Origin of the sequence: Limosilactobacillus sp. WILCCON 0051, assembly GCF_039955095.1 — a bacterium.
Taxonomy (GTDB): domain Bacteria; phylum Bacillota; class Bacilli; order Lactobacillales; family Lactobacillaceae; genus Limosilactobacillus; species Limosilactobacillus allomucosae.
The window spans coordinates 1,643,415-1,663,373 of record NZ_CP154878.1; the positions used below are offsets into that span (position 1 = coordinate 1,643,415).

Sequence of the window (19,959 nt, forward strand, 5' to 3'; positions counted from 1 at the left end):
AATCGATGAGGTTAATTTAATTTATAGTTCAAACATTTCTTATTATACCAAAAAGCCGGCCAACTCAAAATGAACCGGCCAGCTTATTTTATTCTTCTTCCATGTTTTCCATGTTGGCAATCAGATTATTCAGCTCAGCGTCATCAGGATAATGCTCCTTGACATAACGCTGAATTCGATCTGCCTGGCGATTGCGCATCTCAAAATCAGCATACAGATGCAGCTTGTCCTCGTAGCTTTCCAGAATCTTTTCGGTCCGCTTGATGTTGTCATAGACCGCCTGCCGCGAAACTTCAAATTCTTCGGCAATCTCGCCAAGCGAATAGTCATCGGCATAGTAAAGCTGAATATATTCGTTCTGTTTTTTGGTCAGCAATGGCTGATAAAACTCAAACAGCGCGTTGATTCGCTCGTTTTTTTCGATATCCACGGCCGCCACCTCTTATCTTTCGACAACCAGGCCCTTGAACAGTCCGTAGACAAAATCGCTGGCATCGAATTTCTCCAGATCGGTAACCTTTTCGCCCAGCCCAACGTACTTAACCGGCAGATGCAGCTCATTGCGAATGGCTAAAACAATCCCACCACGCGCCGTTCCATCCAGTTTGGTCAGCACGATCCCAGAAACGTCCGTGCTTTCCTTAAACAGCTTGGCTTGATTCAGCGCGTTTTGACCAGTCGTTGCATCCAATACCAACAAGACCTCATGTGGCGCATCTGGAATCTCACGCGCCATGATCCGCTTCATCTTGGCCAGCTCGTTCATCAGGTTGACCTTGTTTTGCAGCCGTCCTGCCGTATCAACCAGCAAAATATCGTAGTTTTCTTCCTTGGCTTTCTTGACCCCGTCAAAAACAACGGCCGCTGGATCACCATTGGCAGGCCCCATGACGATATCAACGCCATCGCGCTTAGCCCAGACATCCAGCTGCTCAACGGCCCCGGCTCTAAACGTGTCACCAGCTGCCAGCAGGACGCGCTTGCCTTCATCCTTAAAGCGCTTGGCCATTTTACCGATCGTAGTCGTCTTGCCGGCACCATTGACCCCAACGAACATGATCACGGTTGGACCTTCCTTGGCAAAATTCAGATCGGGGTTTTCATCCTTGCCAGCGTCTTCGTACAGATCCACCATCTTTTCAATGATGACGTTGGAGACATCCTGCTTGCTCTTGGCATTTTGCAGCTTAACTTCTTCACGCAGCTCATCAGAGATCTTCATCGCCATGTCATAGCCGACGTCTGATTCGATCAACAGGTCTTCCAAGTCTTCAAAGAAATCTTCGTCAACGTGGCGGAAATTGGCTAAGAAGTGATTCAGTTTGGCCCCAAAGCCGGTCCGTGACTTTTTCAGACCGCGATCATACTTTTCAGTCGTCGATTCTTCGACTGAGGATGCCGAAACAGCCTCTTCATTATTTTCGCTGTTTGGCTCAGCCACGGCGTCTGTTTCAGCTTGAACTGCCGCGGCTGAATCATGGTCAGCAGCTGACTGTGGTTCAGCTGTCTTGGCTGATTCTTCAACGGTTTCTTCGGCTGCGACTGCTTCTTTGACGGTCGCTGTAGTCGCGTGCTCATCAGCTGCGGTTGAACTGGTATTTTCAACGCTGGCAGACTGCGAGGCGGCCTGTTCAGCTGTTTTTTCATCGCTGATCGCTTCTGATGCGGCTTGTGACTGAGCGGATTTAACCTGAGCGGCTTGTTCCTCAGCGGCAGCAGCACTTTGCATGACGGCTTCGGACTGCGCTTTTTCAATGGCAGCCTGTTCTGCTTGACGCGCGGCATCAGATTGAGCGGCTTGTTCCTCAGCGGCAGCGGCACTTTGCTTGGCGGCTTCGGACTGTGCTTTTTCAATGGCAGCCTGTTCTGCTTGACGCGCGGCATCGGATTGAGCAGCTTGTTCTTCGGCTGCCGCGGCCGATTCCTGCATGGCTGCTGCGGTTGCTTCATCAATTTCGGCAGCTGCTTCTTTTTGATCATTTGCCGCACTGGCTGCTTCGGATTCAACTGCGGTACCTTGACTGGCCGCACTTTCACTTACCCCAGATTCAGCAGCAGTACCTTGGCTGGCCGCACTTTCACTTACCCCAGATTCAGCAGCAGTACCTTGGCTGGCCGCACTTTCACTTACCTTAGATTCAGCAGCCGTGCTTTGGCCAGTCGCACTTTCACTGGCAGCGGCCTGGCTTTCAGCATTTTCACTGGCCGCTGATTCAGGGGTTTCTTCTTTTTTCTGCTTGGACTTACGACGGAAAATATCAAATAATCCCATTTTTACGCCTTCTTTCTAACCTAATTGCGATCATCGCTATTGAGTGCTTCTTCAACATCGACGGAAACCATCTTGGAAACCCCCGATTCCTGCATGGTAACTCCATACAAGACGTTGGCATTCATCATGGTTCCTTTCCGGTGCGTAATTACGATAAACTGTGGGCCATCCTCGCCGAAACGACTCAGGTACTTGGCAAATCGATCAACGTTGACCTCATCCAGGGCAGCTTCGGGTTCATCCAAAATGGCAAATGGTACCGGCCGCACCTTCAAGATGGCAAATAGCAGCGCGATTGCCGTCAGCGCTTTTTCCCCACCAGAAAGCAGACTCAGCTGTTGATTGCGTTTGCCAGGCGGTTGGGCCATGATGTCTACCCCACTGGTCAAAACGTCATCCGGATCAGTCAACACCAGCTTAGCCTGCCCGCCTTCAAAAATCGTGGCAAACGTTTCGGTAAAGGCGGCCGATACTTCTTTAAAAGTCTTGATAAAGCGCGTCTTAACCTGTTCATCCATCGCATCCATGGTTTCCTTAAGCTGATCTCTGGCTTTTTCCAAATCGGCTTTTTGGCCAGACAAGAAGTCATAGCGCTCTGAAATACGTTCATATTCCTGAATGGCACCGGTATTGACCGGACCCAGCTCATCCAGACCGCGCTTCAAAAGCTTCAGCTGCCGGTTCAATTCATCATCAGGCAGTGGACTGAGCTCTTGTCTGGCATCGGCAAGCGTCATTGAATAGGTTTCGCTTAAACGATTCAGTCCTTGATCGATCTGCATCTCCAAACGAGCTCGCTGCGACTTGATGCCAGAAAGATCTTCGATAGCCGCGCGCTGTAATGCCTGCAGTCGATCGTTCTGCTCATTGGCATCCTGCAGCTGATCATTCAGCGTCGTCAGTTTTTCATCACTGGCTTTCAACTGATCCTGCGCATCGTGAAGCTGCTGTTGAGCCTCAGCCAATGCAGCGGCCGTTGTCTGGCGATCATCGGCCTGCAGCTGATCATCATGGTCAAGCGCCTGTAATTGCTGTTCCAGACTGGCTAGCTGCTCATTGGCATTCTCTTGACGCGTCTGCAGTTCCGCGCGCTGCTCTTTGGCCTGACGCAGCCGTTCACGCGCCACGGCCAGCCACTGCTGCATTTCATGAAGCTGTTCAAGCTGGGCACTGGCATTGTTCTGTAGATCATTTTGCTGCTGTTTGATCTTCTCCATGGTGACCTTAAGCTGCGTCAGTTCATCAGCGAGCTGCTGTTCGTTTTGCTTGGCTGCGGCCATCTCTTGGGCAAACTGATCTGGATTGCCGGCCGCATTGGCTTGGTAGTCCAAAGCCTTCAATTGACGCTTAAGCTCAGCCAGCTGACTGTCAGCGAGCTGCTGATTGGCCTTGGCTTCACTGAGTTTTTGATTAGCCTGGGCAGTTTCATTCTGCAAAGCAGCCAGCGTTTGCTGATTGCTCCTCCTTGCCTGTTCCAGCTGCGATACTTTTTGTTCCAGCTCACTGGATCGCTGCTGTTGTACCTGCAGCTCTTGTTTCATCTTTTCAACCATCTGCTGCTGGCTTAACAGACCAATGCGCTGACTGCGGCTAGCCCCACCAGTCATTGCCCCGCTGGTATTAATCAGCTGACCGTCCAGCGTAATGACGCGAACCTGGTGCTGGCCTTCTTTGGCGAGCAGCGTGGCATGATCAAGATTATCGGCCACGATCGTATTGCTCAGCAGATGATCGATCACGACTTGAAAGCGTGGATCATATTGAATCAGCTCACTGGCACGACCGACGAAGCCAGGCAGCGTGCGCAGGCGTGCCAGATTGCGAGGCTGATAGCCGCCGCGCAGCGTATCCAATGGCAGAATCGTTGCCCGACCGCCGCGCTGACGAACCAGATAGTTGATAATCTGCTTACCATCGTTTTGAGTCGCCACCACCAAATGCTGGAGCTGACCGCCCAGAACCGTTTCCAGTGCTGTCGTATAGGCTTGCGGCACCTTGATCAGCTCACTGACTGGACCGTACAAACCGTTGAACTGACGGCGCTGTTTTAAGACGTTCTGCACGCCGCTGTAATAGCCGGTATAGTCGGCAGCCATTGCCTGATAGTTTTTCACGCGGTTTTGACACGAGCGCACATCCCCCAGCGCTTGATACCAACTCTGCTGAACCTGTTCATACTGCGTTTGCAGCTGGGCCTGCTGAGCTTTTTCCTGATCAAGCTGCTGGGTTTTGACTTGCTGTTCTTTTTGAGCGGCAATCACGAGCTGGGCCTGCTGATCAGCATTCTGCTGGGCATTTTCCAGGCGTTCCCGCACGTTTTTCAGTTCATCGCTGTGCTGCTGATACTGATTGAGTGCCTGTTCATGGCTGCGCTGCAAAAACGTCTGCTGGTTATGAGCCGCAGCCTGTTTCTGCATCAGATCAACCTGCTGATCACGCATTGATTCCAGTTCTTGAGCCAGCTGCTGCGCGCGCTGTTCCGCACTTTGCGATTTGGCTTCATTGAGCGCTTTTTGGTGTTCCTTGATTGCCTGCTGCTGATCGGCAATTGCCTGATCCTGCTGCATGAGTGCTTCTTCAGTTGCCGCCAGCTGCTGTTTAAGCTCTTTTTGCCGGGCAAGCAGGCGCTGTTTTTCATTTTCGCGCTGTTCAAGTCTGACAGAGGACAGCGACTGTTTGCTGTTAAGCTTGCCAATGATCGTCGTGGCATCCAGAATCTTTTGCTGCAGCTCATCTTTGACGACTAACAGCCGTTTTTGCTGAGCCTGCTGCTGGGCCAATGTTTGAGCAGCTTCCTTAGCCTGTTCGTCATATTCAGCCGCCATTGCCTGTGCTTTTTCCTGCTTGGCAACGATTTGTTTTAGCGCAGCTTGATTCGAATCCAGCTCACGGACGGTCCTGGTCTTGTCCAGCAGATCAAACTTGCCTTTTTGCTCCAGATAGTCTTGGGCCAATGCACTCTGCTCGGCTAAAGGCTCCAGCTGATCTTCCAGCTCGGCAACGATGTCATTGACTCGGTTGAGGTTTTCTCGCGTCGTATCCAGGCGTTTTTCAGCAGTTGCCTTATTTTGTTTATATTTTGATACTCCGGCGGCCGTTTCAATAATGGCACGGCGATCAGCGGGCTTGCCATTAAAAATCTCGGCAATCCGGCCTTGTGAGATCACGGAGAACGACTCGCGACCAACACCAGAGTCAACAAACAGATCAACAATATCTCTTAAGCGAACCTGCTGACTGTTGATCAAATATTCGCTGTCGCCATTTCGATACAGCTTGCGCGTGATCTTGAGCTCGGAAAAATCACTGTTCAGATAATGATCACTGTTGTCAAAGGCAATCGAAACCAGTGCCCGATTTAGTGGCGCACGGTCTTCAGAACCATTAAAGATGACATCCGCCATTTTATTACCACGCAGAGTTTTGGCTGACTGCTCACCCAAAACCCAGCGAATGGCCTCGATGATATTTGACTTCCCACTGCCATTGGGGCCAATGATCCCGGTCATTCCCGGACGAAATTCAATTGTTGTTGGTTGGGCAAATGACTTAAAGCCATCCAACGTTAGCGACAATAAGCGCATCGGGATTCCCTGCCTTTTAGTTATTTTTGCGCAGCTGATTCAAAGCTGCCTGTGCCGCCTGCATTTCAGCGTGCTTCTTTGAGCTGCCGATCCCTTGAGCAATCGGTTCGCCATTTACGCTGACGCTGACTTTAAACTGCGGATCGTTTTCAGTACCGGCTTCGCTGAGGAGATGGTATTCAATATCGACATCCCCGTTGCGCTGCAAGAATTCCTGCAGACTGGTCTTGGCATCAACGGCGTGGTCAAACCAACCCATATCCAGTTTCGGGAAGATGACGCGGTGAATGAACTTTTCCACGGCATCGCGACCCTGATCCAGATACAAAGCACCAATAAAAGCTTCGAAAATGTCACACAGCAGACTGGCCCGCTGCCGAGCGCCGGCCATTTCCTCACCATGCCCCAGACGAATATATTGATCAAAGTGACATTCCTTGGCAAACTTGGAAAAACTGTCCTCGCACACCATTGCTGCCCGCAGTCGCGTCAATTTACCCTGCGGCAGCTCGGGAAAACGCTTATAGATATATTCCGAAACAAACAGCTGCAAAACTGCATCACCCAAAAACTCGATCCGCTCATAGTATTTCAGTCCCTGGTGCGGATGCTCATTGACGTATGATGCCTGCGTAAAGGCCTCTGCTAAAAGATCCGGATTATTGAAATGAATGCCAAACTCTTTGGCAAGATAGTCTTCTAGTTCTTTAATGAGAAAAACTTCCTTTCGTGTAATTTCCATTGAAAAAAAGACCGCCGACAAAGTAATGCTTCATCGCGGTCCCGGTGATTTTGCTTATTTTTTGTCCTGTTGATGGGCAGCGATGTAATCAACCACTTCACCGATCGTGCTGAGCTTTTCGGCTTCGCTGTCTTCGATTTCAGCACCAAAAGTATCTTCGACTTCCAGAACGAATTCTACAAAGTCGATGGAATCGGCATCCAGGTCGGTCTTTAAGTTCAGGTCTTCCGTAATCTTAGCCCGGTCAATGTCAAAGTGATCGGCTACGATTGATGAGACCTTGTCAAAGATTTCCTTTTTATCCATCGTCTGTTCTACCTCACAATTTTATTTTGAACTAACTTTTCCTATTGTATTAGTTTTTCGGCTGATTGTCCATGTTTTCCTCGGGACTGAAGTAGTCAACGGCTTCTTTTATAATGCCGGTCTGGATCATGGTGCGAATCTGGCCAATCGTATTCTTGACCGCAACGGCATCAGCAGAGCCATGCGTCTTAACGACTGGTGCCTTCAAGCCAAGCAGTACGGCCCCGCCATAGGTCGAAGTGCTCATCTGCTTGGCAATGTTTTTAAAGACGGGCTTTAAGAACAGGTAGCCGATCTTGGCCCGCAGACCGCCATTTAAGATCCCGTTTTTGATCAGCTTCAAAAACATCTTGGCAGTGCCTTCAGTAGCCTTCAGTGCCGCGTTGGCCGTCCAGCCGTCGCTGACTACGACATCGGCCTTGCCAACCAGCAAGTCGCCGGCTTCCACGTTGCCGATAAAATTCAGATTGTCTTCAGCCTTAAGCAGCTGGTGAACTTCTTTATGCAGCCGGTCGCCCTTGTCTTCTTCTGCACCGTTGTTGAGCAGTGCCACCCGTGGATTTTCGATTCCCAGCACGCTTTCGGCATAGAAACGGCCCAAATGAGCATACTGAACCAGATTGCGCTCCTTGGCCTCGGCATTAGCGCCACAATCCAAGTAGACAAAACTGTGCCGTGAGCTGCCTGGCTCCGCAATCGGCAAAACGCTGGTCAGACCTGGCCGATCGATTCCCTTAATGCGGCCGACGATCAGCAGGCCCGCTGCCAGGATCGCGCCGGTATTGCCAGCTGAAAAGAAGGCATCGGCCTGCCCTTCCTTAACGGCTTGCGCGGCCCGTACGATCGAGGAATCCTTTTTGCGGCGAATGGCCTTGACTGGTTCTTCGCCCATTTCGATTTCTTCAGTGGTTTTTACCAAATGCAGCCGCGTCTGATTCTTAATCAGCGGTTCAACTTTTTGCGGATCTCCGTACAGATCGAATTCCAAATCGGCATACTGATCACGGGCTGCTTCAACTCCAGCAACGATTGCCTGGGGTGCGTGGTCGCCGCCCATGGCATCTACGGCAATTTTAATCATTTTCTCTTCTCCTTAATCAAAGTGCGTTTCCAGCTGGTGACGTTTTAAATACAGTACCAGCGGCTGATTTTCATCTTTTTCATCCCAATGCGGTGCAGCCAAGAGCGCGCCTGCGTCAGCCCGCGCCGTCTGCAGCATCTTCAAGTCCCCAATTGGATCGCCGACTTTAAACTGCGGTAAGCCTGACTGGTTGGTTCCTAAGACATCGCCTGAACCTCTAAGCTCCAAGTCGCGCTGAGCAACGGCAAAACCATCTGTCGTTTCGGTCATGGTCTGCATCCGGGCCTGACCATCCTCAGTTTTTGGATCAGCAATCAGCAGACAATAGCTCTGCCGCTGTCCACGCCCGACACGACCGCGCAATTGATGCAGCTGGGCCAGCCCAAAACGATCCGCGTCATAGATCAGCATGACCGTGGCATTTGGATTGTCGACACCGACTTCAATGACGGTCGTTGCCACCAGTACCTGCAGCTGATTGTCCTTAAACTGCTGCATAACCGCTGCTTTTTCATCACTGCTCATCCGACCATGCAGCAGTCCAACTCGGTAGTCGGGCGCGAAATATTCGGCAAATTTTTCATAGAGGTCGGTCGCATTTTTTACATCGATTGATTCCGACTGTTCAATCAATGGGCTGACTACATAAACCTGCGCGCCGTCTGCCAGCTGTTCTTTTAAAAACGACAGCGCGGCTCCGCTCTGATTTTCCCGCAGCCAACGCGTCTCAATCGGCTTGCGGCCAGCTGGCAACTGGTCAATGATTGAAACGTCCATCTCGCCATAGGTTGTAATTGCCAGCGTCCGTGGAATCGGCGTGGCCGTCATTGCCAAGACATCCGGATTCTCGCCTTTTTCGCGCAGCAGCTGCCGTTGACGAACCCCAAACCGGTGCTGCTCATCAATAATCGCCAGCCCCAGATTGGCATAATCAACCTTGTCTTGAATCAAAGCATGCGTACCAACAACCAGATTAATGGTTCCCGCTTTAATCTCATTAAGCAGCTGCTTATGCTGCTTTGCGGTCATTGACCCGGTTAAAAGACCGACGCTGACATGCGTGCCTTCAAAAATATCGGTCAGTTTGGCAGCATGCTGGGCCGCCAAAATCTCGGTTGGCGCCATCAAAGCAGCCTGGTAGCCGGCATTAACCGTGGCTGCAATTGCCAGCGCGGCGACGATTGTTTTGCCTGACCCCACGTCGCCTTGTAAGAGACGGTTCATCTGGTAAGGCGCGCGCAGGTCGCGGCAGATCTCATTGACCGAGCGTTTCTGTGCGTCAGTCAGCTCAAAGGGAATCGTTTTGATAAATTCCTTGAGTTCCTGATTGTTATACAGAATCTGATTGCCATCGTCTTGCCGGTGCGCCCGTCGAATTGCCTGCAGTCTCAGCTGAAACAAGAAGAATTCTTCGTAGGCAGCTGTTTTTTGCGCCTGCTTGGCAACAAAAGGCGTGGTTGGCCAATGCATCTGCTTGATCATTTCACGGCGCTCCATCAGCTGATAGCGCTGGCGCAGCGAAATCGGCAGCAGCGTTGCAATGACGTCTTTATATTGATCATAGGCCTGTTTGATCAACTTACGCAGTGTTTTTTGTGAAACATGCTTGTTGGCTGGATAGATCGCGCCCAATTCACGCTCTTGATTCTGCGTAAACAATTTGCTTCCCAGAATCTGCTGACGCGCGGCATCCCATTTTCCCTGCACGGTAACATGGGTATTTAGGATAATACTGTTTTTTAAATATGGCTGATTGAAAAAAGTCGTCAAGACAACGTTGCGATCAACCAACAGCCGAAAGCTCAAGCGGTTGCGCCGATAGCCGTACCGCGTCAAAACCGGTTCCGAGCTAACTGTCCCATGCACCGTTACTTTTTGACGATCCTTGGCAGCACTCAGATCAGTCGGGGCAAAGTCATCATAGCGTGAAGGAAAGTACGTCAATAGATCCTCAACCGTTTTAATGTCTAAAGTCGCCAGTGCCTCAACCGTTTTCGGGCCAACCCCTTTTAGGCAGCCAACTGGATCCTGCAGACTTTTCAAACGAACGCCCCCTTTTAATGCTGGTAAAAAAAGCCGCATCGCCTGCTGACGACACGACTTGATTACGCCAATTCAGCGCTGATAATTATTCAACCGAAATCAGGTATGGGTAGACCGGCTGACCACCATCATAGATCTGAACGTCTAATTCGTCATCAACGGCCAAAATAGCTTCCTTGATGGCTTCAGCAGTTTCTTTATCGCCATCGACCCCATAAAGAATCGTAACGATCTCGCTGTCTTCATCCAGCATCTGCTTAACCATTTCGATTGCTGCCGTTTTAACATCAGCCGCCGTATTGACGATCTTGCCATCCACGATTCCCATGAAATCATCTTTCTTGATCGTTTGACCATCAATCGTCGTATCACGAACCGCGTTGGTAACCTCGCCGCTCTTAACCATATCCAGATTGCCTTCCATGTTGGCCTGGTTTTCTGCCAGGTCAGCTTCTGGATTGAATTCCAGCATTGCGCTCATGCCTTGCGCAATCGTCTTGGCATGAACGACCTTAGTTGGAATGTCGGCAACTTCGGCAGCTTGATCGGCAGCCATAAAGATGTTGCCATTATCAGGCAATACCAAGGCCTGCTTAGCACCGCTTTCGTTGATGGCCTCGGCAATTTCTTGAATGCTTGGATTCATGGTCTGACCACCGTTGATCACATGGGTTACGCCAAGACTTTCCAGCAGCTTGGCAATCCCATCGCCAGAGGCTACGGCAATCACTGCTGTATCCAGAGCTGGCTTTTCGGCTTCCTTGGCCTTTTCAAGCGGTGTCGGCTCGCCTTCGTCCTTTTCCATGATCTCTTCTTGCTGCCAACGCATATTGTCAACCTTGACCGTCTGCAGATCACCAAACTGCTGACCCCATGAAAGCACCTTGCCTGGGAATTCAGTATGAACGTGAACCTTGACAACCTCATCGTCATTAATGACCAACAGACTGTCGCCCAGCTTGGCCAGGTAGTTATAGAAGGTGTCATAGTCAAATTTTTGCGTTACCTGCTTGCCACGGCCAATTCGAACCATCATCTGCGTGCAGTAGCCGTACTTGATGTCATTCGGATCCAGCTTACCCTGTGCACTTTGATGGTGCTTGGCATTGATCATTTCATCGATTTGAGCATTATCCGGCTTAACCAGGTCGTTTTCCGCAACCTTGCCGCTTAATGATTCATAAAAGGCCTGCAAAACAAACACCAGCCCTTGACCACCAGAATCAACCACACCGACTTCCTTGAGCACCGGCAGCAGGTCCGGCGTCTTTTTCAAGGCTTCTTCACTGGCATTGTAGATTTTTTCCATAATGTCAACCAGATCGTCATTCCCAGCCTTGACCTCATTTAAGCCAGCTTGAGCCGATTCGCGAACAACCGTCAGAATCGTCCCTTCCGTTGGCTTCATAACTGCCTTGTAGGCCGTTTGAGCACCATTGGCATAGGCGTCAACAAAATCTTTGGCTGACAATTCCTGCTTATCGGCACAGCCCTTGGCAAAACCACGGAAAATCTGCGACAGGATAACGCCGGAATTGCCCCGGGCACCCATTAAAAGACCTTTAGCCAGTGCCTGTGCCAAATCGCCAACACCGGTACTGGTAGCTTCACGCTCATACTTGGCACCGCTGGCCATTGACATACTCATGTTGGTTCCCGTGTCGCCATCTGGAACCGGGAATACATTTAACGAATTAATGAATTCGGCTTGAGCGTTCAGTTTGGCGGCTGCCGCCTGAACCATCTTGCCAAATTCGAGATTAGTAATCTTGGTAACTGTCAAAATCAATTCCTCCCGTGGCACGTCTTAATCATCGCCCAAAACGCGAACGCCTTGAACGTATACATTGACCGCATTGGCCGTGACGCCCAGCATGGATTCGAGGTTGTACTTGACCTTTTCTTGGACGCTCTTAGACACTTCTGAAATCTTCGTGCCATAGCCAACAATGATATTAACGTCAACGGAAACGCCATTGTCTTGCTGACGAACAACAACGCCCTTGCTGTAGCTGTCATGCCGCAGGATCTGGTTGACGCCATCTTTTAATGGATTGCGACTGGCCATCCCTACTACGCCATAGTTGTCGGTAGCGGCGCCGCCTACGACCGTTGAGATCACATCATTAGCAATATCGATCGTGCCAGACTTTGTTTTAATCTTAACTGCCATCTTCAATGGCCTCCCTTAATCGTTTGTCATCAAGTTGATATCTCTATCATCTTACCATAGCACAGCAATGTCAAAAAGCAAATTAGCCCGCATTGCTTAAACCAATCGGCAAAAAAATAAGCCGCCCGCAAGGCGGACAGCCTATTTCTTTGGACTAAACCCGAGTCACTTTACCCGACTTCAGGGTACGTGCTGAAACGTAAACCTTCTTTGGCTTGCCATTTACCAAAATGGTAACCTTTTGCAGGTTTGGCTTCCAGGTACGACGACTTGAGTTAAGGGCGTGTGAACGCTTGTTGCCGAAGCGCGTCCGCTTACCGGTCATGAAATCCTTAGCCATGTGGAACCCTCCTCTCCTCATCAGTTATTTTCTCCGCGCTGAGATGCGCGCTGTAACTCACCTAAATAATTTACCATAGGGGGGCTTTCAATGCAATAGTTTTCTTTCAAGTATTTTCACTTGACACCCTTGAAAGGTCCCTGTGAATGGACATCACGGCTTTGAATAACAGCCACGACCCCACTGTCAAAAGAAAAATGATTGATCGTCCCGACAAACTCATTACTGGACCAAGAAATGGGCAGCGGGCTGTCAAAATGATCCAGATTGTACTTTTCATCAGGCAGGGTCAAACCAGTTACCGGCGTCAGATTGACAAAAGCCAGATACGGCATCTCGGGCACCTTATAAATCTCATAGCTGCCCGGTTCATAAAAATCAACCGTATTCTGACGATCAACCAGATGAATCTTCGCCAGGTACTTACGGTATGGCTCCATCAATGGCGTGTACAGGTTGGCCAGCAGCTGATCCAGGCGGCCACCCGTTGTACCCCAGATCGTGATTGAAGCCGGCTGGTAATATTTCATTGCCAGTAAAATACCGATCTGAGTATCGGTATAGTCTTTTTCTGGCGGATAGATATCTACTTTTTGGACCGCCGCTTTGACTCGCGCCAATTGCTCAGGCGTGCTGGAATCAAAGTCGCCAGCAGCATATTCGGGAACAATACCATGCTCAAGCAGTCTGGTTGCTCCTAAATCAACGCCCAGCCAAGTCTCAGAGCGATGATCAGCAACTTGATCATAAGGAATCAGCGCTTCTGGCCCGCCAACCATAATGTTGATCTTTTCATTCATAAGCAGCCTCTCAAAAAACGTGACGAATCGCTTCGTCACGTTTTTAACCTAATTAATCTGATTACTTAGTAGCGTCGCGCAGTGCTTGAATGCGAGCCAGTGGGTCTTCGGCATTGTAGACGTATGAACCGGCAACCGCAACCGTTGCGCCAGCCTTGTAGCAGTCAACAACCGTTTCATTGTTGATCCCGCCATCGATTTCAATGTCAAAGTCATAGCCGTTAGCTTTCTTGATTGCATCCAATTCAGCAATCTTGGCAACCGTTTCTGGCAGGAATTTTTGACCGCCAAAGCCAGGGTTAACGGTCATTACCAATACTTGGTCAACCATGTGCAGAACCGGCTTGATCATTTCAACCGGCGTCCCTGGGTTGATCACGACTTCAGCATCCTTGCCCGCGTTCTTGATCAGCTGCAGAGCACGGTGAATGTGCGGCGTTGCTTCAACGTGAACGCCAATGTTGTCGGCACCTGCTTCTGCCATTGCTGGAATCAGGTGTTCAGGGTTTTGAACCATCATGTGAACGTCCAGGTACATGTCAGTGATTTGACGAATTGCCTTTACAAAGCCTGGGCCATAGGAAATGCTTGGAACAAACGTGCCATCCATCACGTCAATGTGCAGTTCTTCAGCACCAGCCTGGTCAACCAGCTTAATGTCCTTTTCAAGATTCATGTAGTCTGCGCTCAAAATCGATGGTGCTACTTTAATCATAATCTTTTTCCCTCGTTTCAATTCAATAGTTTGGTTTTTGGCTGACAATCAGTTCATTAAACTGAACGTAATTGTCATACCGACTCTTCATTATTGTACCATGCTCGACGGCGTTCTTCACGGCACAGCCAGGTTCTTTTAGATGCAGACAGCCGCGAAATTTGCATTCTGGGGCCAACTGACGCATTTCTGGAAATAATTTTGAAAGCTCCGTCACGTCCATATCAAAATCCTCATATGACGAAAAGCCAGGCGTATCGGCAATCAAGGCCTCGCCAATCGTCATCAGACTGACTTTACGCGTAGTATGCCGTCCGCGTTTTAGAGCCTGTGAGACCTCACCAGTTGCCAGATTTAATTCAGGCGCCAGATGATTCAGCAGCGTTGACTTGCCAGCCCCAGTCTGCCCCATCATCGTAACGATATGATGACTGAGCAGCTGTTGAAGCTGATCCAGTGTTGTTTGACCAAACGGCGGCCGCTGCGCAATTACTGCGTAGCCGATTGCCCGATAGCCAGCTAAGATCGGCTGCAGATTCTGCCATTCATCATCGTTTAGCAGATCCGTCTTAGAAAAATAGATGATTGGTTCAATAGCTTGTTTTTCCAGTGCAATCAGCTGACGATCCAATAAATTGCTGGAAAACTTGGGCTGTTTGGCGGCCGTAACGACGACTGCCTGATCGACGTTGGCTACTGGCGGCCGCCGCAGCTGATTTTTACGGGGCAGCACCTTGAGCAGATAGCCGTCTTCAAATTCTACTTGATCGCCAACGATCGGCTTAATGCCGCGCTTACGAAAGTTGCCCCGGCCGCGCGTACGATAAACCGCGCCGTCACAAAGCACGTCAAAAAAGCCGCTGAGCGATTGCTGGATGATTCCTTGTTGCACTTTACACCTCAACTTATCCTGTAATATTCGTCGCGCTCATAATGGTCTGACCATTGCGAATTACTCGATAGGCGCCAGTTTGACCATTACGCAGCGTAAATGGTACGTTAATCGTCGTTTCTTGATTGATGGTAATATCCTCATATTCCATCGTCAGGTTATGATAGGCATCGCGAATATATACCTGTACTCGGTTTTCCTTCTTGCCACCATTACCATCAAACGGAATGTTGATTTGAATATTGGTCGTTCTTAACTCATTGGAATTGCTGGCAATCTGAACGGTTAAGGTATCACCATGCGTCAGCTTGCTGCCTGCTTTAGGCGTTTGCTGGATTACATGATTGGTAGCGACGGTTGTTGAATTTTTTTGCGTTGTCGTCAGCTGCAGCTGGTGCTTATTGGCAAAATCCTGCACTTCACTGACATCCTTGCCTTTAAAGCTTGGAATCGTGACCTGTTTCTTGCCGGCGCTAACCGTCAGCGTGACCGTCTGCTGGCTGGGATTGATCGTTGTGCCGGCATTGACGCTTTGTTTAATGACCTTCCCCGTTGCAACGGTATCGGAATATTTTTTGGTCTGCTTAACGACGAAGCCTTTATCGCGCAGCTCATCAGCCGTGTCAGAATAGCTGTCGCCAACGTAATCAGCCATCTTCCATGTCTTAACGCCGCGGCTGACAACCAGGTCGATCGACTGGCCGGCATGTGCACGATGCTGATTGCCGGCAACTTTGACGACATGATTTTTAGCTACGGTCTGACTGTTTTTTTCGGTAACGTTGCCTAAGCGCAGATGATTTGCCTGCAGTTTCTTTTCTGCCTGTGCCGTCGTCAGTCCCTCGACGTCAGGAACACTGACCGAGCGATGCATGTAAAGACCGGTACCAATTCCGATTGCCGCGACCAGCAGCACTAAAATAACCGCCCACTTGCGAATTGGGTGGCGCTGAATAGAGCGTTTCATACGGCTTTGTCGCGTTGCCGTCAGTTGTTTGGTGTCGTCGTCAATCTTTTCATCGCTGTTTTCATCAAGATTGGCAGCCTCTTTAATTGCATCCAGATCCAATACTTTGGTTTCTTCGTTGCTGGAACGCTGACCAACTACGAATTTAGGTTCATCAGCTCGTGATGGGTCCAGCGCGGTCTGCAGATCAGCCGCCATCGCCGCCACATCGTGATATCGGTCACAAGGGTGTTTGGCAGTCGCACGATAGACCACGTTTTCCAACGGCTGCGGAATCTGCGGATTGAATTTGCGCACTGACGGAATCTCATCGCGAAAGTGTTTTAAAGCAATCGAAACTGCTGTCTCACCTTCAAAAGGCACTTGACCAGTCAGCAGTTCAAATAGGATGATTCCTAAAGAGTAGATATCAGACTGCGGCGTAGCAATGCTGCCGCGCGCCTGTTCGGGAGAAAGGTAGTGAACCGATCCCAACAGACTATTGGTTTGCGTCATTGAATTTTGCGAAGCCGCCATGGCAATCCCAAAATCCGTAATCTTAATGTTTTTATTCTCATCGATCAAAATGTTCTGCGGCTTTAAGTCGCGGTGAATAATGCCGTTCGCATGGGCCGTCTGCACTGCCGACAAAACCTGTTCCATAATATCGATGACTTGCGGCAAGGGAATCGGATAGTGATCATGAATATAGGTTTTCAAGTCGGTACCCTTAACGTATTCCATTACCATGTATTGAACGCCATGCTCTTCGCCAACATCATAAATGCCAACGATATGAGGATCGTTAAGCTGAGTGGCTGCCATGGCTTCTCGTTCAAAGCGGCGTTTGGTACTCGGATCATCGCGCAGGTCCAAGCGCAGCAGCTTGACCGAAACATCGCGATCCAGCACCAGATCGTGAGCCAGGTAGACATTGGCCATGCCGCCCTCACCCAGCGATTCGATTATTTTATACCGGTGATTAAGCTCATATCCGGGTTTCATTGATTTTATCTCTCCTGATCATTTTGGCTGATCAGAACGGTGATATTGTCCGGACCACCAGCTGCATTGGCTTTTTCAACCAAAACGCTGCACTTGTCCTTCAGCGGTGCATCGCTTTGCAGCACTTGGGTCAATTCCTGCTTATCAACAGTTTTGGACAGGCCATCCGAGCACATTAGCAATTGATCTCCCGGTTCAAATGGAAAAACGTTGACATCAATCTGCGCGTCATGCGAGATTCCAATTGCCCGGGTTATAATATTGTTCTGTGGTGACACGGCGGCTTCCTGTTCGGTTAGATCGCCGTTCTTGACTAACTCATTTACCAAGGAATGATCAACCGTGACTTGTGTCAAGACGTTTTGATGCATGATATAGCCACGACTGTCGCCGATATTGGCAATTACGATTTTTTGCCGATCATTAAAGAAAATGGCGGCTACCAAAGTGGTCCCCATTCCCTGATAATTTTTATTCTTGCGTGATTCGTCAATAATTTGATCATTGACCTGCTGCACCTGATCGGCAAGCCACTGTTTAGCAGCTGCCTCATCATTGGGCGCAGACTTTAAGAAGCGCTGACCGAGAGCCTGAACGGTTGTTTGAGCGGCAACATCCCCGCCACGATTGCCACCAATGCCATCCGCAACTAAATCCAGCTGCATTCCGGCATCCGTGGTAAAACTATCGACGCGATCTTGATTTTCAGATCGTTGTTGTCCAATATCTGATTGATAGGCTGTTTCCATGGGTCTATGTTCCCTTCTACAAACGTTGGAGGTTGCTGATAAAGAATCCATCAGAACCATAATCGCTTGGCAAAATCGTCAAGGTTGCCCCCGTTCGCGCGTTTTTCAAAGTACGCGCCGTTTGCGTCTTTAGCAGTCTGAATTCAGGATGCGCGGCTAAAAAGGCCTGCACGGTACCATCATTTTCCTGCTGCAAAATCGTGCACGTACTATACGTCATTATACCGCCTTTTTTTAGTTTTGGGGCAACTGCATTTAAAATTGCCAGCTGAATTTTATGCAGGTTTTGACTGTCACTGAGTTTTTTATCATAGCGAATCTCGGGCTTGCGGCGCAAAAGGCCAATTCCGCTGCAGGGCGCGTCAACTAAAATCTTATCAAACTGACCATCCTCAAACTTTTCATCCGCCTTGCGTGCATCCAGCTGGCAGGCATGGACGCGATCAGCTACCCCGAGCCGCTGAGCATTTTTTTCAATTAATTTGATCTTATGAGCATGAATGTCTAGGGCCGTAACGCTGCCACCCTGTTTTTTATCCAAGGCGGCCGCAATCTGGACGGTTTTTCCTCCCGGCGCGGCACAGGCATCCAAAACCTGATCTGCTGGGTTAACCGCCATGCTTTCTACTGCCAGCATGGCGCTTTCGTCTTGAATCGTGACCAATCCCTGCATAAACGCGTCTGTATTGACGACATCGCCGCTTTTGACCACCAGACCGGTCTTGGCAACCTGACTAGGCTCAACTTCAACGCCCTGCTCTTTTAAAATGGCAATTGCCTGGGGAATAGTCGTCTTGGCCTCATTTACCCGCAGCGATACGCGAGCTGGTTCGTTAACGGCCCTAAAAATTGCATCGGCAGTCGGCTGACCATATTGTTTGATCAATTCCTCAACCAGCCATTGCGGCAGACTGAACTCGACTGAACGCCGCTTGATTGGATCCTTGATGGCGTTAACATCCCCCAGCCCCTGACGCAAAACGGCATGCAAAACGCCGGTCACAAAACGACGGGTTCCCGGATTGCCAAGCTGCTTAGCCAGTTCGATCGACTCATTGGTTACCGCCCAGTCAGGCACGCGATCCAAGTAGCGATATTGATAGATCGACATTAAAAGCAGCGTTTTGACCCAGCTTTCGATCTTTTTACCCTTAATAAAAGGTGCCATCCAGTATTCCAGGGTTAGCTTGTGCTGCAAGACGCCGTAGACCAGGTTGGTAGCCAAGCGCTTGTCGACTTCGCTCAACTGGCTGCTCTTGAGATTCTGATTCAGCTGCAGATTGGAGTAGGCGCCATTCTGCAATACCTGATCAAGCGTTTTTAAGGCAGCGCCGCGTGCGGTATTGATTTGCTTATTCTTCATCGGTGATTGCCTGAACTCCTTGCTTTAGATTTTGATGACCATTCAGATAAGAAGTGATGTCCATTTCGCGTTTGCCCTTAGGCTTGAGCCGATTGATCCGATAAGTCGTATGATCGCCAGCAGCCAGAATCAAAGCATGCTTTTCAACGCGTACGACCTGTCCCGGTGCCAGATTCGTTTTTTCATCCAATGGCGTGACGTCGTAGATCTTAGTCTGCAGGCCGTCAATAATCATGTTGCCAATTGGGAATGGCCGCAAGCCGCGCACCTTGTCGTCAATCCGGTCAGCTGGCAGGCGATAGTCAATGCGTTCCTGCTCGCTGGTAATATTCGGCGAAAAGACGACTTTTTCAGGATCCTGCTTGACTGGCTTTACGTCGCCGGTAATCATTTTAGGCAGCGTATCCATCAAAAGGTCGCGGCCCAGCAGGCTCAATTTTTCAAACATCGTGCCGCTGTCATCCTGTTTGGTGATCGGAATTGCCTTTTGCGCAATAATGTCGCCGGCGTCCATTGCCTTGACCATGTACATGATCGTGACGCCGGTTTCTTGATCGCCATTGATGATTGAGTATTGAATCGGCGCGCCGCCGCGATATTTAGGCAGCAGCGAGCCGTGAACGTTGATGGCCGCGATTTTAGCCGCTTCAAGCATCTTGACGGGCAAAAACTGACCAAACGCCGCGGTAATCTCAAAATCAGGCGCCAGGTCGATCACGCGCTGCATTTCGGGACTGCCGCTCAGCTTTTCGGGCTGCAGAACCTCGATTCCATACTTAACGGCCAGTTCCTTAACTGGTGTCGCGCGCAGTTCATGCTTGCGGCCAACCCGACGATCCGGCTGCGTAACGACAGCCTTTACGTCATAGGCCTCATCATCAATCAAAGCCTGCAGAATCGGCACGGCAAACTGGGGCGTTCCCATAAATACGACTGATACTGACATAA

At 49.9% G+C, this 19,959-nt stretch carries 17 protein-coding genes; all 17 read right to left on the bottom strand.

Annotated elements, in window-relative coordinates:
* Positions 1 to 88 precede the first annotated feature (88 nt).
* The 17 genes from ABC765_RS07475 to fmt all read right to left on the bottom strand — a co-directional run bounded on the left by ABC765_RS07475 (position 89) and on the right by fmt (position 19,957).
* The gene (locus ABC765_RS07475) at positions 89 to 430 is read right to left on the bottom strand and encodes a putative DNA-binding protein (protein WP_033935160.1); all 342 of its coding nucleotides are present in this window, start codon (positions 428 to 430) and stop codon (positions 89 to 91) included.
* A gap of 12 nt (positions 431 to 442) precedes the next feature.
* On the bottom strand, positions 443 to 2,272 hold the full coding sequence (gene ftsY, locus ABC765_RS07480) for a signal recognition particle-docking protein FtsY (protein WP_347980095.1): 1,830 nt from the start codon (positions 2,270 to 2,272) through the stop codon (positions 443 to 445).
* A gap of 20 nt (positions 2,273 to 2,292) precedes the next feature.
* Positions 2,293 to 5,856 carry a chromosome segregation protein SMC gene (smc, locus tag ABC765_RS07485; protein WP_347980096.1) on the bottom strand — a complete coding sequence of 1,188 codons (3,564 nt, stop codon included), beginning with the start codon at positions 5,854 to 5,856 and terminating at the stop codon, positions 2,293 to 2,295.
* Between the two features lie 16 nt (positions 5,857 to 5,872).
* Positions 5,873 to 6,598, bottom strand: coding sequence for a ribonuclease III (gene rnc, locus ABC765_RS07490; RefSeq protein WP_033935201.1), 726 nt, complete (start codon positions 6,596 to 6,598; stop codon positions 5,873 to 5,875).
* A 54-nt stretch (positions 6,599 to 6,652) separates the two neighbouring features.
* Positions 6,653 to 6,904, bottom strand: a complete 252-nt coding sequence (gene acpP, locus ABC765_RS07495) for an acyl carrier protein (protein ID WP_006499618.1) — start codon at positions 6,902 to 6,904, stop codon at positions 6,653 to 6,655.
* A gap of 49 nt (positions 6,905 to 6,953) precedes the next feature.
* Complete coding sequence (gene plsX / locus ABC765_RS07500; protein WP_347980938.1) at positions 6,954 to 7,982, bottom strand: phosphate acyltransferase PlsX; 1,029 nt, start codon at positions 7,980 to 7,982, stop codon at positions 6,954 to 6,956.
* A gap of 15 nt (positions 7,983 to 7,997) precedes the next feature.
* Positions 7,998 to 10,028: an ATP-dependent DNA helicase RecG gene (recG, locus tag ABC765_RS07505; protein ID WP_347980097.1), complete on the bottom strand. Its 2,031-nt coding sequence runs from the start codon at positions 10,026 to 10,028 to the stop codon at positions 7,998 to 8,000.
* An 85-nt stretch (positions 10,029 to 10,113) separates the two neighbouring features.
* On the bottom strand, positions 10,114 to 11,811 hold the full coding sequence (locus ABC765_RS07510) for a DAK2 domain-containing protein (protein ID WP_347980098.1): 1,698 nt from the start codon (positions 11,809 to 11,811) through the stop codon (positions 10,114 to 10,116).
* A 24-nt stretch (positions 11,812 to 11,835) separates the two neighbouring features.
* Complete coding sequence (locus tag ABC765_RS07515; RefSeq protein ID WP_006499614.1) at positions 11,836 to 12,201, bottom strand: Asp23/Gls24 family envelope stress response protein; 366 nt, start codon at positions 12,199 to 12,201, stop codon at positions 11,836 to 11,838.
* Positions 12,202 to 12,355: 154 nt separating this feature from the next.
* Positions 12,356 to 12,541 (bottom strand): 50S ribosomal protein L28, encoded by a 186-nt coding sequence (gene rpmB, locus ABC765_RS07520; RefSeq protein WP_006499613.1) that lies wholly within the window; start codon positions 12,539 to 12,541, stop codon positions 12,356 to 12,358.
* A gap of 116 nt (positions 12,542 to 12,657) precedes the next feature.
* Positions 12,658 to 13,341 (bottom strand): thiamine diphosphokinase, encoded by a 684-nt coding sequence (locus ABC765_RS07525; protein WP_347953521.1) that lies wholly within the window; start codon positions 13,339 to 13,341, stop codon positions 12,658 to 12,660.
* Positions 13,342 to 13,402: 61 nt separating this feature from the next.
* Positions 13,403 to 14,056 (bottom strand): ribulose-phosphate 3-epimerase, encoded by a 654-nt coding sequence (rpe, locus tag ABC765_RS07530; RefSeq protein WP_034540451.1) that lies wholly within the window; start codon positions 14,054 to 14,056, stop codon positions 13,403 to 13,405.
* A 22-nt stretch (positions 14,057 to 14,078) separates the two neighbouring features.
* Positions 14,079 to 14,948, bottom strand: a complete 870-nt coding sequence (gene rsgA / locus ABC765_RS07535) for a ribosome small subunit-dependent GTPase A (RefSeq protein WP_347953523.1) — start codon at positions 14,946 to 14,948, stop codon at positions 14,079 to 14,081.
* 13 nt (positions 14,949 to 14,961) lie between these two features.
* A complete protein-coding gene (pknB, locus tag ABC765_RS07540) occupies positions 14,962 to 16,899 on the bottom strand; it encodes a Stk1 family PASTA domain-containing Ser/Thr kinase (protein WP_347980099.1) in 1,938 nt (645 codons plus the stop codon).
* A 5-nt stretch (positions 16,900 to 16,904) separates the two neighbouring features.
* Positions 16,905 to 17,648 (bottom strand): Stp1/IreP family PP2C-type Ser/Thr phosphatase, encoded by a 744-nt coding sequence (locus ABC765_RS07545; RefSeq protein WP_347980100.1) that lies wholly within the window; start codon positions 17,646 to 17,648, stop codon positions 16,905 to 16,907.
* Between the two features lie 16 nt (positions 17,649 to 17,664).
* A complete protein-coding gene (rsmB, locus tag ABC765_RS07550) occupies positions 17,665 to 19,011 on the bottom strand; it encodes a 16S rRNA (cytosine(967)-C(5))-methyltransferase RsmB (RefSeq protein WP_347980101.1) in 1,347 nt (448 codons plus the stop codon).
* Positions 19,001 to 19,957, bottom strand: a complete 957-nt coding sequence (gene fmt, locus ABC765_RS07555; protein ID WP_347980102.1) for a methionyl-tRNA formyltransferase — start codon at positions 19,955 to 19,957, stop codon at positions 19,001 to 19,003. Before fmt ends, rsmB begins: the two co-directional genes overlap by 11 nt.
* Between the last annotated feature and the right edge of the window lie 2 nt (positions 19,958 to 19,959).